This window comes from Rhodococcus pyridinivorans, assembly GCF_900105195.1.
GTDB classification, from domain to species: Bacteria; Actinomycetota; Actinomycetes; order Mycobacteriales; family Mycobacteriaceae; genus Rhodococcus; species Rhodococcus pyridinivorans.
The window spans coordinates 2,203,971-2,218,119 of record NZ_FNRX01000002.1 but is presented as its reverse complement, the minus strand read 5'-3'; the positions used below and the strand labels follow the sequence as shown (position 1 = coordinate 2,218,119).

Sequence of the window (14,149 nt, the reverse complement as noted above, 5' to 3'; positions counted from 1 at the left end):
GGCCGGCAATTCCTCGGTCAGAAACGGATTGGTAGAGGCCCATGGCACTTCGAAAGTCGCTGTCGCGTCGGCGGATTCTCGCCGGCGTCTTCGCCCCCACCGCGCTCGGAGTCGTGGCAGCGGCCGCGATCGTGCTTCCGCAACAGGACACCCCCACCGTTGCCGACCCGTACCTCGCCGGCCTGGCGAAGACCACCGAATGTCACGACATGGTCAGCCTGGGTATCGGCGGTCGCGGTGACATCCCTCGCGACGAGTCGAAGATGCTCGTCGACGAGAACGGCAACCGCCTTCCCGCCGCCCAGCAGGGCGCCTACCGTAGCCATTGGGTCGAGCCGGTCATCAGCGCACCGCTCGAGAACCACGAGGCCGGCGACGGCTACGCGGCCATCTACATCGAGTACCCGGCCGACCTCGCCAGCTACGAGAACGCCGTGAACAAGGGCGCCGAGAACACCATCGAGGTCATGAAGGCCATCCGGCGGTCCTGCCCCGACACCCAGTTCGCCATCGTCGGGTTCAGCGAGGGCGCGGACGTCGCGCGCCGCGCCGCGATGCAGATCGGTGCGCAGGAGCAGAGCGAGGACGGTTCCTGGGAGATCATCGATCCCGACGCCGTCAGCGGCGTGGTCATCCTCTCCGACGCGGGCCGCGAGGCCGGAGAAGGCTTCTTCCCCGGCGCGGAAAACGGCACGAACCCCGACGGCTTCGATCGCCCCTACCAGCCGGGCAGCGACGCCGTTTCCGGACGCGGTGTCCTCCCCGACACGAACGGTGGTTTCGGTCATCTCGCCGGCAAGGTCGCCTCGTTCTGCTCCGAGGGCGACTTCACGTGCTCGGCACCCGAGAACATCGCGCTGATCGAACTGCTCGCGAACGTGGGTCGTCAGGTCAACGGCGACGCCCTCGAGCGTGAGGGACTGACACCCGCGACCGGTGCCGACCTGGCCCAGGTCGTCGGCCGGGTCGCGCTGCTCGCCCTCGCCGACATCTCGGCGAATCCGGACTGGATGCGGTCGGACGAGACCTTCCTCGAGGTGCTGATCAAGGTCTCCGACCCGAGCTACGATCCCGCCGCCCGCCCCACCACGCCTGTGGCTGCCGACGCCGACTCCGGCGCCACCCGTGAGGACGGGGCCGAGGCGCCGATCCCCGCGGAGCGTCTGTCGAACCTCGCGTACCTGCCGGAGAAGATCGTCAAGGAGGTCGTCGGGTTCATCCGGAGCAACCAGAACACCCTCGCGGTGGTGCTTGCCGACCCGTACGACCAGACCTTCGGCTACGACCGTGAGAACGACGACCACTACGGGCACCACTTCGACTACTGGGACGACGACATCGACGGCAAGGGCACATCCACCGTCGAGTACGCCGCCGCCTGGCTCGAGCACCTGGCCCGCCAGGCCAAGGAGGGCAACGCGGTCGATGCGAACAAGGTCGACAAGGCCGCGGTGCTGATGATCGCCGAGGAGACGGCGAAGGCCGAGACCGCCGAGGCGTCCACCACGCCGGAGACCTCGCCGTCCTCGACTGTGACCGACGATGCGACGGTCGCCGACAGCAGCGTGCCCACCCCCGTCGACGCTGTCCCGGCTCCCGCAGGCGACCCCGCTGCACCGGTGGCCCCGCCTGCACCCGAAGCGGGCGTGACGACAGCCACGCCCACCCCGATGACCACCACGGCTCCGGTCTCCACCCCGTCGGAGACCACGACTCCGGCCACGGGCGAGACCACCACGGGCGCCGGGTCGACCACCTCCTCCGGAACGCCCACGACGACCGTCGCCCCGACGACCACGTCGCCGGCACCGGCTGCCTGACCGTCCTCGACGGGCCACCCGCCGACCGAGAACTCGGCGTCAGCCCGCGGCGCGGACCCCGGCCTCTGCACCGAGAGCCGCGGCCTCACCGCGAGTGCTGACGCCGAGTTTTCGTAGTACGCCGGCCACGTGGAACTTCACCGTCGACTCGCTCACGCCGAGACGTTCGGCGATGACGCGGTTGCGCCGTCCGGCCACGAGATGTTCGAGGACCTCGATCTCCCGGGGCGCGAGCGCGGCGAGCGCATCGAGAGCGGGTCCGTCCGTCGCAGCGATCGGCAGGTCGAGCGGGAAGCTCACCGCGATCCGTGTGCCCCAGCCGGGGGTCGACTCGGATTCGATTCCACCGCCGAGGGTTTCGACGCGGTCGCGGAGCTGGCGCCCGAGTTCGACGACGTCGATCTCGCCGCTGCCGTCGTCACGCACGTCCACCAGCAGGGTCGAGTCGTCGCAGGTCCACGCGACGCGCACCCGCGTCACGTCGGTCTGACCGGACATCGCCAGCACGGCGCCCCGGGCGATCGCGCGGGCCGCGTGCGCGACCTCGCCGGGCAGTCCCCGTCCACCCACCGGCGGAGCGACCATCTGCAGGTCGAGCGGGCGGTGCCGCACCAGATCGCGCAGTTCACCGTGGAGTCGCGCGAACGCGGTGGTCAGTGCCTCCTCCGCGAGTTCGCGGTGCAGGTCCACCGCCGATCGCAGGCCGATCAGGGCCTCGGTCGCCGTCTCCCGCGCCGTGGTCCGGGCACGGGTGTCGTCGAGATCCTTCGACCGCAGGGTCGCGAGGATCGTCTCGAGGGTCACGGCATGGGATTCGGTGAGCTCGGCGACGGTGCGGGCCCGCTCCGCGGAGGCGGCCCGCGATTCCGCGAGATATGCCGGGCTGGCGGTGTGCACCTGCAACCGGATGCCGGTCGCGACCACCCCGAACGCCGCCCGCACGAGAACGAGGGCCGCGGAGGTGGCCCGGGCCCCGCGAGGCACGAACACCAGGAGCGTGTCGGTGCTGTCGAGGATCGCGCACACCTCACGATCGCGACCAGCGAGACGGAAGCTGCCGCGGCGGATCTCCCCCGCGACGAGGTCGTTCCGCACCCGGTCCAGCTCGGCGATGGTCACCCGGTCGACGATCGACGGGTCGCCGGCCACCTTCCGCGGCCGGCCGGTGCATTCCCTCGTGAAGATCACCAGGGCACTGTGCGGAGCGAGGTCGTCGACATAGGTGGAGAATCGCTGCGCGATCTCCGCGAGCGGACCGGTGAGGACGTCGCGCAGCTCGGCGATCAGGACCTCAGGGCGACGGGCAGCGGGACTCACATGCCCACGATATCGGCGTCCACCGGCGCCTTCCCGGGAGGAGCCCCGGCCCCTGCCGACGCGTGCATCGCGTACTGCGCCACTTCGGCCCCTCGGACCCCGGCCGGCGGTAGCATTCCGATCACTGGGGCGACATCGATTCCTCGTCCGTGGGAGGTGCTGCGAACAGTGGCGGACCCCCGCGCGACGACGGGCACCGCGACCGCGATCGACGGTCGCGACGGGTTCCCCGCGACCGTGCCGCGTCTGCTGCTCGACCGGGTGTCCCGCTCCCCCGACTCCGTCGCCTACCTGCGCCCGGACGGTGAACGGTGGCGTCCTTCGACGTGGACGGACGTACGCCGCGAGGTCTTCGACCTCGCGGCGGGACTGATCGGTCGGGGTGTGGGAGCCGGATCGCGGGTCGCGATCTGCGCGACGACCTGTTATCGGACCGTCGTCGCCGACCTCGCGATCGCGTGCGCGGGCGGCGTCACCGTCCCGATCTACCCGGCGACCCGCGACGACGAGGTGCGGTCGCAGATCCGGCGTGCGCACACCGTCCTCACCGTCGCCGACCGGCCGGTCGCCGCCACCGACGTCCTGGGCATCGACGGACTCGACAAGCTCGCCGACGAAGGGCGCCGTCTGCTGCGCACCGACCCCGACGTCGTGGAGCGACGGATCGCGGCGTTGTCCCCGGATGACGAGGCCGCGCTGATATACACGGCGTGCGAGGACGGCCGCACCAAGGGCGCGTGCCTGACCCACCGGGGCACGACCTACGGCGCCCGTGCCGTCGCGCAGACCGGGATGATCTCGTCGTCCGACCGTCAGTTGCTGTGGTTGCCGCTCGCGCACGTCTTCGGCCGGTCGTTGCTGCTCATGGCCATGCACACAGGTGTGAGCACCGCCGTCGACGGTCGCGCCGACCGCGTCACCGCGAATCTGCGCACGGTCCGGCCGACCTTCCTGGGATCGGTCCCGCACGTGCTCGAGAAGATCGCCCGGCTGGAACGGGACGAGCTCGGGGGTCGGCTCCGCTTCGTCGTCTCCGGATCGGCGCGATTGTCCGAAGACGTCGCCCGGCGGTTCGAGCAGCTCGGTGTACCGGTGCTCGAGTGTTACGGGATCACGGAGACCTCCGGACCGTCGTGCGCGAACCTGCTCGGCGCGCACCGCCCCGGCACGGTCGGCCGACCACTGCGCGGCACGGAGGTCCGGATCGCCGACACCGGCGAACTCCTCATTCGGAGTCCCGGAGTGATGACCGGTTACCACGACGATCCCGCAGAGAGTGCCGCCGCGCTCGACGCCGACGGCTGGTTCCACACGGGCGATCTCGCCGAGATCGACGCCGACGGATTCGTCGTCGTGACAGGGCACCGCAAGGACACCTTCAAGACCAGCACCGGAAAGTACGTCGGCCCCACCGCGCTCGCCGACCGCTGGCGCCGGATGTGTCCGGGCAGCGAACTCGTCGTGGCCGGGGAGCTGCGCCCGTACTGCGTCGGTCTCGTGTTCACCACCGCGCCGGAACCGGTCGTCGCGGCCGCGCTGGAACAGCTCGACGCCCGATCGGATCCGTGGGAACGCATCCGCCGTTTCGTCACGGTGAGCGAGCCGCTGGAGACCGACGATCTCGATCCGGCCGGGCGTCCGATCCGGGATCGCGTGCTCGCCCGGTACGCCAGTCTCGTCGACGAGATGTACGCGAACGGTCGTCGCGCGGGCCAGGACGGGTCGCGGCAGACGGATGCCCTCTGAAGTAAGGTTCGCCTAAACGCAGGTCACCGCGCGGGCGGAGAGACCGGTCGTTCCGCCGTCCACGATCCCCTGCCGAGGAGAACGCACCCATGGCCCGTAGTCTTCGCCCCCTCGAGGTCTTCCCGATCACCACGCGGTACCTGAAGGTGCTCCGCGTGACGGACGTGAGCCCCGGGATGCGGCGGGTGACCCTCGGGGGCGAACAGTTGCGGGCGCACGTCGCGCCGAACGGATTCCCGGTGGAGGCGTTCCGGTCCGACGGTGTGGACGACGAGTTCAAGCTGATGTTCAAGCATCCCGAACTCGACGAGGCCCTCGGCCCCACCCAGGCTGACGGCGTGGTGAACTGGCCGCGCGATCCGAAGCTGCTCATGCGCACCTACACCGTCCGGCGCTGGGATCCGGTCGCCGGCGAGATCGACGTGGACTTCGTGCGCCACGGCGTGGGTCCCGCGTCGAGCTGGTCGTACCGCGCGGAACCCGGTGAGACCATCCAGATCGCCGGACCGAAGTCGTCGGCCGGACACCCGCAGGGCGTGGACTGGACGCTCGTGGCAGGCGACGAGACGGCGCTGCCGGCCATCGGGCGCTGGCTCGAGAACTGGCCGGAGGGTGCACGCGGCCGGATCTTCGTCGAGATCGCCGACGACTCGAATCGGCAGGATCTTCCCGTTCCCGCCGGTGTGGAGCTGACCTGGCTGAGCCGCGACGGCGCCGAGCCGGGCACGACCACCCTGTTGTTCGATGCCCTCCGGGCCGCCGAGTGGTGGGACGGCACGGTCTTCGCGTGGGTGGCCGGTGAGGCCCTCACGCTCACCCCGATCCGGCGGTGGCTGCGCAATGAGAAGGGCCTGCCGAAGGAACAGGTGGAGGTCACCGGCTACTGGCGTCGTCAGGAAGTCGCGGTGTCGGAGGCCGACGCCTCCCTGCCCGATTTCGAGGCGACCGAGGACGAACGCGACCGTTTCGACGAATTGGCCGAGATCGCACCGGGTTTCGCGCTGCGGGTCGCAGCGACCATCGGACTGGCGACGGCCTTCGACGCGTCGCCGCGCACCCTCGACGAACTCGTGGCCAAGACAGGGACCGACCGCACCGGTCTGGGCAAACTTCTCCGTTATCTCGTCGCCGTGGGGGTGGCCGAGGATCTGGGCGAGGGCCGGTTCCGGCTCACCGGCGTCGGCCGTGAACTCGAGGACGACCACCACCTCGAGGAACTGCGACTCGACGGTGTGCACGCGCAGCGGGAACTGGCGGGCATGCTCGCACTGCTCGCTGCCGTCCGCACGGGTCGCGGGGACGACGCACATCGGTTCGGCAAGAGCTTCGCGCAGCGCGTCACAGACGACACCGCTCTCCTGACGGATCGGTACGAGCAGGAAGCCGAAATGGCCGTCTACTTCGCCAGTGCCCTCGCGGCGAAGGTGCCCTCCGATGTCTCCACGATCGCGGTCTCCGGTGAGGCCGCCGGTTCCTACGCCCACGCCCTCGTCACGGCGAATCCGTGGGTACGGGCGACCGTGGTGGCCGCGCCGTCGGAGATCGAGGTCCTGCGTCGCGTCCACGGCGAGCACGAGCGCGTCGCCTATACGCCGGGCAGCATGCTCGAAACCCGCCCCGAACCGGTCGACGCGGTGCTGCTGACCGGGCGGTTGAACGAACTGCCCGATGCCGACGCCGTGCACGTGCTGCAGCAGGCGGCGGCGGGACTGAATCCGGACGGCCGGGTCCTCGTCTTCGGCACTGTGCTCGACGACATCGCCGGTGAGCACGACTACGAGGACGATCTCGTCGACTTCGCGCTCAGCGGCGGCGGTGGTCGTACGCACGAGGACCACCTGGCACTGTTCGAGGCGGCCGGCCTCGCGGAACCCGAGCGCACGACGGTGGGTTGGGGCATGACGCTGTACACGTCCACCGGCTCGGCGGGCTGAGATCGTGAGAATGCAGCGGCCTCGCGACGCGCGGGGCCGCTGCAGAACGACAAGAAGAGCTGCTGCGAGGAAGTCTCCCGCGAGGAATGTCTTCCGAACGGTGGACCTAGCGGGAGGCTTGTCGAAACTCGCCCCAGCGCTGGACGGATGGTCCCGAGCCACAGGGCTATTCGGAAGCGTGCGTGTCCACCAGGCGCACCGAGGCGGAGCCTTCCTCAGCTGTCTCGACCGGATGAGGTTCGTCAGGTTCCGGAAGTTCAGGGCCGAGCCGCGGAGGCGCTCCAGGCACCCGTTGACGGTCCCGGTCGGGCCGTTGCACGTGCCGGTCCGGTCGAAGAACGCGAGGATGTCTCGTGGGCGAGACGCCGCGTGTCCGTCCCGCGCGAGAGCGCCCGGCTACCGCATCCCCGGCACCACGGGTCCGGCTCGGCGACGCGGCACTCGATCACCGCGCGATCCGGCTCGAGCAGCTGACCGACGGCCACAAGACCGAGCTCGTCGAGGTGGAAGAAGACGGTCAGGTCGGGGGTCGCGAAGGTAGCGTGGTGCACGTCGAGGTCTTCCGGCGGATGGTCAGTGTGAGAGCTTCCATCATCGGAAGGCCTCGACTTTCATCCGGCGACCGACGCGCTCAGCCACCCACCCCCTCAACTGCGCGACACTCCTATTGACTTGCTGTCAAGCGGCGGTCGTTTGGCGTCGAGGCTGCAGCGTCTGGACGATGAGTGGATAGAGCTGCCGAACGAGATACCGTTTCAGGCAGCGGATGATTTCCATCTTCGTCTTGCCTTCCGCGATCCGTCGTGTCGCGTAGTTACGGGTCTGCTGGTCGTAGCGCAGCCGCACGAGCACGATGTGGTAGAGCGCTGAGTTCGCCTGCCGGTCGCCTGCGCGGTTGAGTCGGTGACGGTTGGTCTTGCCCGACGACGCCGGTATCGGACAGGCTCCGGCCAGTGCCGCGAACGCGGCTTCCGAGCGTAGCCTGTCAGGGTTGTCGCCGGCGGTGATCAGCAGCTGCGCCACGGTGTCTCGGCCGCAGCCGAAGACGCTCATCAGGTCCGGGGCATGGTCTTCGAGTAGCCGTTGCAGGTGCCCGGACAAGTCCTCGATCTGCTCGGTCAGTGCTTGCCAGCGCCGCGCCAGCAGCCGCAGGCTGTAGGCCGTGGCCTCGGCTGCGGTCACCGGCGCAGGTGTCGGTCGTGACGCCGCCAGCGCAGCGATCAACTTGGTGTTCGACAGGCCCCGGTAACGCGAACGCAGCTCCTCTGGCGCCGTGATCAGCATGCCCTTGATCTGGTTGATCGTCGCTGTCCTGGCGGTCAGTGCAGACGACCTCGAGGTGCGCAGCACCCGGAGCGACTCCACCAACCCATCGCCACCCTTGGGTGCGGCGCTGGCTCGACCCGACAGCACCGCCTCAGCGGCCGAATAGGCGTCGAAGGGATCGCTCTTGCCGCGAATCCGGCGATCGAACCGGTTGGGGCGGTTGACCTCACTGACCGCGATGCCCGCGACCTGCATCGCACGACTGACCCCAGCCCCGTACGAGCCGGTGCACTCGATGCCTACCTTCACCAGCCCAGGCCAGGACCGCAGGAACCGCAACGCCGCCTGGTAGCCGGCCGCGGTCGCTGGGACCTGTACATCTGCCAGTCGTCGTCCGGTGGCATCGATCGCTGCGACGTGGTGGGTGTCGGCGTGGGTATCGATTCCGCCGTAGACCTCGAGGTGATCCTGATTCACCATGGGACTGCGCCCTTCCATCTTGTCGGGTGCGCAGTCCGGCCGGGCGTCAGTCAGTTCACTATCGGGGATCTCGCCAGACTCCTATCAGGACATGACGGCCCGCCGGGCTGCACTCAAACGAGTGAGCCGAGCCGGTCGACACGTCGCAGACAGGACAGCCACCAACCTGCAGTGGCGTCAGAAGAGCCGTGAGCCAGACCCGCCCACCAGACCCATCCTGCGCCCACCGAGCCGAGACCGTCACGCCCATCAAGGAGTCAGACCAACCGGTCCACGAGATCCATAGTGAAGAACCACAACACCGGCCACGCCTGTCGCCGATCGCGTGCGTACGCCCTTTGCGGTCCGCAAAAAAATGAGTACGCTCATTAATGTGAGCGAGGTGCAGCAGCTTTCAGAGCGCGGACGGCGCCCGGGCGTTCGGGAGATAGAGTCCCGCCGCGAGCAGAACATGCGGCTCAAGCGGGAGCGAATCTTTCGCGCCGCGTCCGACCTGTTGCGTGCGCGCGGGTTCTCCGCAGTGACGACGCAGGAGGTGTCCGCCGCGGCCGGGGTCGCAGCGGGGACCTTGTTCCGGTACGCAGCGACCAAGAGCGAGTTGCTGCTCATGGTCTACAACGAGGCACTCCGGGCATCGATAGATGAGGGCGCCGCGCGTGCGGCGTTGACGCCGGATCCTGCCGCCGCGGTCTTCGCCCGCCTGCACCCGCTCGTCGTCGCTGCCGCACGTGAGCCGGAGAACAGTGCTGCGTACCAGCGGGAGCTGCTGTTCGGCCCTCACGACGCGAAGTTCCGGGCCGAGGGCATGGCGTTGATCTTCGAGCTCGAGGCGTCCCTCTCCGACGCGCTACGACGCGCCGCTCCGACCCTCAGCGACGGGGAGGCACGCGTCGCAGGATCCTCGCTGTTCGCCGTCACTCATCTCGCGATCGCTCGGATGACGGCCTCGGACATCCCCGAGGCTGACGCGATCGACGACCTCAGACGTCAGGTCACGCTCATCGTGACCGGCGTGCTGCACACACCCCGGCGGCCGGATCCGCCGCCCGAGAAGGAATGAAGGAAACAGAACAATGAGCAACATCACACACGTGACCGTCCTGGGAACCGGAGTCCTCGGCACCCAGATCGCCTTCCAGACCGCCTACAGCGGCTTCCAGGTCACCGCATATGACATCAGCAGCGACGCCACCGAGGCAGCCAAGAAGCGGTTCGACGCTCTCGTCACCACCTACAAGGACGACGGAGTCGCGGGGGCAGCCGAGGGGAAAGCGGACGAGGCGCTCACCCGCGTCCGGTTCTCCTCCGACCTCGCCGACGCGGTCGCGGACGCGGATCTGGTCATCGAGGCGATCCCCGAGGTACTGTCCATCAAGCAGGACACCTACCGAAGGCTCGGCGAGCTCGCACCGGAGAAGACGATCTTCGCAACGAACTCGTCGACACTTCTGCCCAGCGACCTCAAGGACTCCACCGGACGCCCCGCCAAGTTCCTCGCGCTGCACTTCGCGAACCGGGTCTGGAAGTTCAACACCGCCGAGGTGATGGGCACCGCCGACACCGATCCGGCCGTGTTCGACGAGGTCGTCGCCTTCGCCGGCAACATCGGGATGGTTCCGATCCCCGTGTACAAGGAGAAGTCCGGCTACGTCCTCAACTCGCTACTGGTGCCGTTCCTCAACGCCGGGTACGCACTCGCCGCCGGCGGATACGCCGAGCCGAAGGACATCGACAACGTGTGGCGGATCGGCACGGGAGCGCCGATGGGCCCCTTCCAGATCACCGATGTCATCGGCCTGGCCACCCCGTACAACATCCTCGCCCACGGCGGGGAGGAGGACCAGGCGCTCGCGGCCTGGCTGAAGAGCGAGTACATCGACCACGGCAAGCTGGGCGTCGCCACCGGCGAGGGCTTCTACACCTACAACTGACCCACGACCGCGGCAGAACAGTCCACGAGAGGACGTGCAAGCCAGATGTACTACAGCAGTGGAAACTACGAAGCCTTCGCCCGCCCCCGCAAGCCCGAGGGAGTCGAGAACAAGACCGCCTGGTTCGTCGGCGCCGGGCTCACCTCGATGGCCTCGGCGGTGTTCATGATCCGCGACGGGCAACTCTCCGGCGACAAGATCACAATCCTCGAGCGCCTGGACCTGCCCGGCGGCGCGCTGGACGGTATCAAGAAGCCGGACAAAGGGTTTGTCATCCGCGGCGGGCGCGAGATGGAAGACCACATGGAGTGCCTCTGGGATCTGTTCCGCACCATCCCGTCGCTCGAGGTCGACGGATCCGTCCTCGACGAGTTCTACTGGCTCAACAAAGACGACCCCAACTACTCACTCAACCGGGTCACACACCGGCAGGGCGAGGAGTTCGTCACCAACAATGAGTTCGGCCTGAGCGAGAAAGCTACGAATCGCTCGTGCTGCCCATGTACCGCTGGCTCCTGGACCAGGGCGTGAGATTCGAGTTCTCCACCGAGGTCACCGACATCGACTTCGTTTTCGACGGCGACCGTAAACAGGCCACCCGCATCCACTGGACAAAGGGCGGCGTGCCCGGCGGCGTCGACCTCGGTCCCGACGACCTCGTGCTCGCCACGATCGGTTCGCTCACAGAGAACTCCGACGACGGCACCCACCACAATGCGGCCAGACTCGACGAAGGTCCCGCGCGGGCGTGGGACCTGTGGCGGCGCATCGCGGCCAAGCATTCCTCTTTCGCCAACGACCCGTCATCGCTGCGACGCGCAACGCGTCTCCCGTCACGGCAACGGATCGCAACCACGACCCGCCCACGGCGCCTCGCGGGACGGAGGGCAAGTTGACACAGTTGCGCTGCCATGGAACCGCGCTGGCTCTCTCGATGACCACCGGTGAAACAGTGCCGCTCCAGGCTTGCGCCTGGTGTTGCCTGGCCTCCTCGTGATCGGCCCGTCGGGGATCGTCAACGTGGTGCGGGTGTCGAGGCGGTCGGGTCCGACGGCTCGGCGGGGCGCGATCGTCTCGTGCGTTGGCGGACTACGGGAGCTTGGACGCGAGGACGTCGGCCGCCAGGATCTCGGGTGCTGCGCCGAGGAGGTGCTGGTTGGCCATCAGGGCTGCGACGATGGCGCCGTTGGCGTGGGCGTCGCGAGCGGCCTCGTCGGGGAATGCATCGAAGATCCAGAAGGTGTCGGCGTGGGTCCTAGCCGCGAACCAGACAATCGTTCCTACTTCTTCGTTGGCGAGTGCGACAGCGCCGGCGAGCAGATCGGCGAGCGCGTCGTGCTGTCCATCGGCCGCGACGATCTTGGCGACGAATGCATACGGAAGTGATGCTGGTGTGGACATGAGGGGTTCTCCTTGAAGTCGGGGTTCTTCGTGGGGCGAGTTCAGCGTATGACGAGCGAGGGCCGGTGGGGAGTGGCGTATACGACAGTATTGCTATTGTTCGCGCCATGCGTATCGGACTGATCGCGATCGACGGCTGCTTCGGTTCGGCTGTCGCGTCGGTCATCGACATCGTGCGGGTGGCCGACGGAGCCCGCGGCGATGTCGACCCGCGGATCGACCCGATCGAACTCGCCATCCTCGGACCGAAACGGCGAGTGACCACGACGGCATCGATGACCCTGTCGGTAGACCACCCGCTGTCGGAGTCCGGAGAGTTCGACGTGGTCATCGTCCCTGCGCTTGGAACCCTCACGGCCGCCGCTACCAACGACGCCCTCCAGAGCCGAGATGCACGTTCGGTCATCGCCTCACTCGGGCGCCTCGACGACGCGACCACCCGGATCGCCGCGGCGTGCACCGGCGTGTTCGCCGTCGCCGAGACCGGACGGATGAATCATCGGCGGGCGACGACCAGCTGGTTCCTGGGGCCGGAGTTCCTGAAGCGCTATCCGACCGTCGCCCTCGATCTCGACACCATGGTCGTGGTCGACGGGAACCTCGTCACCGCCGGCGCCGCGTTCGCCCACATCGACCTCGCGCTCTCACTCGTGCGATCGATCAGCCCCGACCTGGCCCAATATGTCGCCAAGCTCCTCATCATCGACGAGCGTCCGTCGCAGGCGGCCTTCGTCGCCTACGAACATCTCCGGCACGAGGACCCGATCGTCGTCGAGTTCGAACGCTTCGTGCGCGCCCGCCTGGACGAACCGTTCAACGTCGCCTTCGTCGCGCAGTCGCTCGGCACCAGCCGGCGGACCCTCGAACGACGAGTCCGTGCGGCGCTCAACCTCACTCCGCTCGGCTTCGTCCAACGGCTTCGCATCGAACGAGCTCGGCACCTCTCAGCAACCACGGACCTCACCTCCGCCGAGATCGCGCTACGGGTCGGCTACGCGAACGCCGAGACTCTGCGCTCCCTCCTGCGCAGGGAGCGACGCCGTTCCTGACCTATCGCCATGCCTGTAGCCGGTGTCCTAGCGCTCGGTTGGAACCACCTCTCAGCACGTCGCGTCGACGCTCCTGCGTCGCCCCTGGACGACCCACTCGACACGCCCGCAGCACAGGCCATGTGACGTGCCCCGGCTTCCCGGACGGTCGGGGTCGGGTGGCTGTGATGTCGCTGCGTTCTCGTCGAGGAGGTCAGCAGACCCGATCAGGGTCGATTGGGATGAGCCGCGAAGGCGGTCAGGTCAGGGCGGCCGAAGCCGGCCGGCGGGGTAGCGTCGGACACGTCGAGGTCTTTCGGATGGATGGCGTAGGAACCTCCATCGTCGGGAGACCTCGACGTCTATCTGCGGACCGACGCGCCCGGCCGACCTACACCGTCATCTGGGAAGAGCCTGTAATGGTCGCACGGAATGCTCAGGCTGGGGAGAAGCGGTAGAAGTATTTGGTGACGTAGAGTTCGTCGACGATGGTGGTGACCATCAGGATGAGGTCGGGGCCGTCGGTGAACAGGTTGCTGTTCATGTCGAGGTCGCTGTCGGAGTACTTGCTCACCCAGGTGCCGTCCACGAGTCGCTCCATGCGGAGGTATGGCGCCACGCTGCTGACGATGCGTCCGTCCTGGTCCTCGATCGAGTCGGTCAGGACGCCCTGCTCCTTCTCGGCGGAGGTCCAGGGGACCTTGGCGCCGCCTCGCATCGAGAAGTGGACCTCGCCGTCGGAGTCGGTGATCTCGAGCGTTTCGCCTCCGGCGGGGGAGATGGTTTCCGGGGTGTAGAGCGAACGGTCGCGGAAGATGATCGCGTAGCTGCCCGAGCGGTGTCCGGCGTCCTGTTCGGAGAAGCCGGTCAATTCCCACCGGCCGAGCAGCGCTGTCGGGTCAGTCGTCTGGGGAGCGGGCATGCCAAGTCCTCTCAGTGGGGGTCGGGTCAGGGGGCCAGCGCGGCTCGAAGCTCCATGGAGTTGTCATCGTTGAAGCGCCAGGCCTCGGCTTCGTTGCCGAGGTGGTAGGTCACGGTTGCGGACTTCGCCTCGAGGTCGCACTGGATCACCCCTGCGACAGGTTCGCCGGGTTGGTCTTCCCGGTTGTCGAGCCAAGTGTTGTTGACTACCGCTTTTAGAATCCCAAACGTCTTGGGGTGGATGTCGCCGACGTTATCCTCACGCTGAGACCCATAAGCGGCGGCAAGGAGTTTTATTGTGTTTG

At 68.0% G+C, this 14,149-nt stretch carries 11 protein-coding genes and 2 pseudogenes; 7 read left to right on the top strand and 6 right to left on the bottom strand.

Translation table 11 applies throughout. The features are described 5' to 3' along the window. The first annotated feature begins 41 nt into the window (after nt 1–41). Nucleotides 42–1,820 carry a cutinase family protein gene (locus BLV31_RS10645; RefSeq protein ID WP_064061571.1) on the top strand — a complete coding sequence of 593 codons (1,779 nt, stop codon included), beginning with the start codon at nt 42–44 and terminating at the stop codon, nt 1,818–1,820. A 39-nt stretch (nt 1,821–1,859) separates the two neighbouring features. Here the strand turns inward: BLV31_RS10645 and BLV31_RS10640 are convergent, their stop codons facing one another. Continuing rightward, nucleotides 1,860–3,137 carry a LuxR C-terminal-related transcriptional regulator gene (locus tag BLV31_RS10640; RefSeq protein WP_006550370.1) on the bottom strand — a complete coding sequence of 426 codons (1,278 nt, stop codon included), beginning with the start codon at nt 3,135–3,137 and terminating at the stop codon, nt 1,860–1,862. Between the two features lie 168 nt (nt 3,138–3,305). Here BLV31_RS10640 and BLV31_RS10635 point away from each other — a divergent pair, with 168 nt between their 5' ends. Both BLV31_RS10635 and BLV31_RS10630 read left to right on the top strand, forming a co-directional pair. Beyond that, nucleotides 3,306–4,883: an AMP-dependent synthetase/ligase gene (locus tag BLV31_RS10635; RefSeq protein ID WP_064061572.1), complete on the top strand. Its 1,578-nt coding sequence runs from the start codon at nt 3,306–3,308 to the stop codon at nt 4,881–4,883. A gap of 89 nt (nt 4,884–4,972) precedes the next feature. Then, a complete protein-coding gene (locus BLV31_RS10630) occupies nt 4,973–6,817 on the top strand; it encodes a siderophore-interacting protein (protein WP_064061573.1) in 1,845 nt (614 codons plus the stop codon). 350 nt (nt 6,818–7,167) lie between these two features. On the opposite strand, the pseudogene BLV31_RS10625 reads toward BLV31_RS10630, so the two are convergent. Next, nucleotides 7,168–7,368 (bottom strand): annotated as a pseudogene (locus tag BLV31_RS10625) (ISL3 family transposase); the annotation flags it as partial. Nucleotides 7,369–7,495: 127 nt separating this feature from the next. Beyond that, complete coding sequence (locus tag BLV31_RS10620; RefSeq protein WP_064061575.1) at nt 7,496–8,563, bottom strand: IS110 family RNA-guided transposase; 1,068 nt, start codon at nt 8,561–8,563, stop codon at nt 7,496–7,498. Between the two features lie 373 nt (nt 8,564–8,936). Between BLV31_RS10620 and BLV31_RS10615 the strand changes: the two genes are divergently transcribed. The 3 genes and pseudogenes from BLV31_RS10615 to BLV31_RS10605 form a co-directional block, all read left to right on the top strand. Further along, nucleotides 8,937–9,623: a TetR/AcrR family transcriptional regulator gene (locus BLV31_RS10615; RefSeq protein ID WP_248846291.1), complete on the top strand. Its 687-nt coding sequence runs from the start codon at nt 8,937–8,939 to the stop codon at nt 9,621–9,623. Between the two features lie 13 nt (nt 9,624–9,636). Then, nucleotides 9,637–10,494 (top strand): 3-hydroxyacyl-CoA dehydrogenase, encoded by an 858-nt coding sequence (locus BLV31_RS10610; RefSeq protein WP_064061576.1) that lies wholly within the window; start codon nt 9,637–9,639, stop codon nt 10,492–10,494. Nucleotides 10,495–10,539: 45 nt separating this feature from the next. Beyond that, nucleotides 10,540–11,285, top strand: a pseudogene (locus BLV31_RS10605) (oleate hydratase); the annotation flags it as partial. Between the two features lie 298 nt (nt 11,286–11,583). On the opposite strand, the gene BLV31_RS10600 reads toward BLV31_RS10605, so the two are convergent. Next, complete coding sequence (locus BLV31_RS10600; RefSeq protein WP_006247389.1) at nt 11,584–11,895, bottom strand: putative quinol monooxygenase; 312 nt, start codon at nt 11,893–11,895, stop codon at nt 11,584–11,586. Between the two features lie 107 nt (nt 11,896–12,002). Here BLV31_RS10600 and BLV31_RS10595 point away from each other — a divergent pair, with 107 nt between their 5' ends. Next, nucleotides 12,003–12,944, top strand: a complete 942-nt coding sequence (locus BLV31_RS10595) for a GlxA family transcriptional regulator (RefSeq protein WP_064061579.1) — start codon at nt 12,003–12,005, stop codon at nt 12,942–12,944. A 415-nt stretch (nt 12,945–13,359) separates the two neighbouring features. Here BLV31_RS10595 and BLV31_RS10585 read toward each other — a convergent pair whose 3' ends face one another. Both BLV31_RS10585 and BLV31_RS25705 read right to left on the bottom strand, forming a co-directional pair. Further along, nucleotides 13,360–13,845, bottom strand: a complete 486-nt coding sequence (locus tag BLV31_RS10585) for a hypothetical protein (RefSeq protein WP_033097161.1) — start codon at nt 13,843–13,845, stop codon at nt 13,360–13,362. A 26-nt stretch (nt 13,846–13,871) separates the two neighbouring features. Then, complete coding sequence (locus BLV31_RS25705; protein WP_019291312.1) at nt 13,872–13,994, bottom strand: hypothetical protein; 123 nt, start codon at nt 13,992–13,994, stop codon at nt 13,872–13,874. Nucleotides 13,995–14,149 lie beyond the last annotated feature (155 nt).

Coding starts and splice junctions, on each gene's coding strand:
- BLV31_RS10600 (WP_006247389.1), bottom strand. CDS start 11,895: ATGTCCACACCAGCATCACTTCCGTATGCATTCGTCGCCAAGATCGTC.
- BLV31_RS10610 (WP_064061576.1), top strand. CDS start 9,637: ATGAGCAACATCACACACGTGACCGTCCTGGGAACCGGAGTCCTCGGC.
- BLV31_RS10595 (WP_064061579.1), top strand. CDS start 12,003: ATGCGTATCGGACTGATCGCGATCGACGGCTGCTTCGGTTCGGCTGTC.
- BLV31_RS10645 (WP_064061571.1), top strand. CDS start 42: ATGGCACTTCGAAAGTCGCTGTCGCGTCGGCGGATTCTCGCCGGCGTC.
- BLV31_RS10630 (WP_064061573.1), top strand. CDS start 4,973: ATGGCCCGTAGTCTTCGCCCCCTCGAGGTCTTCCCGATCACCACGCGG.
- BLV31_RS10620 (WP_064061575.1), bottom strand. CDS start 8,563: ATGGTGAATCAGGATCACCTCGAGGTCTACGGCGGAATCGATACCCAC.
- BLV31_RS10585 (WP_033097161.1), bottom strand. CDS start 13,845: ATGCCCGCTCCCCAGACGACTGACCCGACAGCGCTGCTCGGCCGGTGG.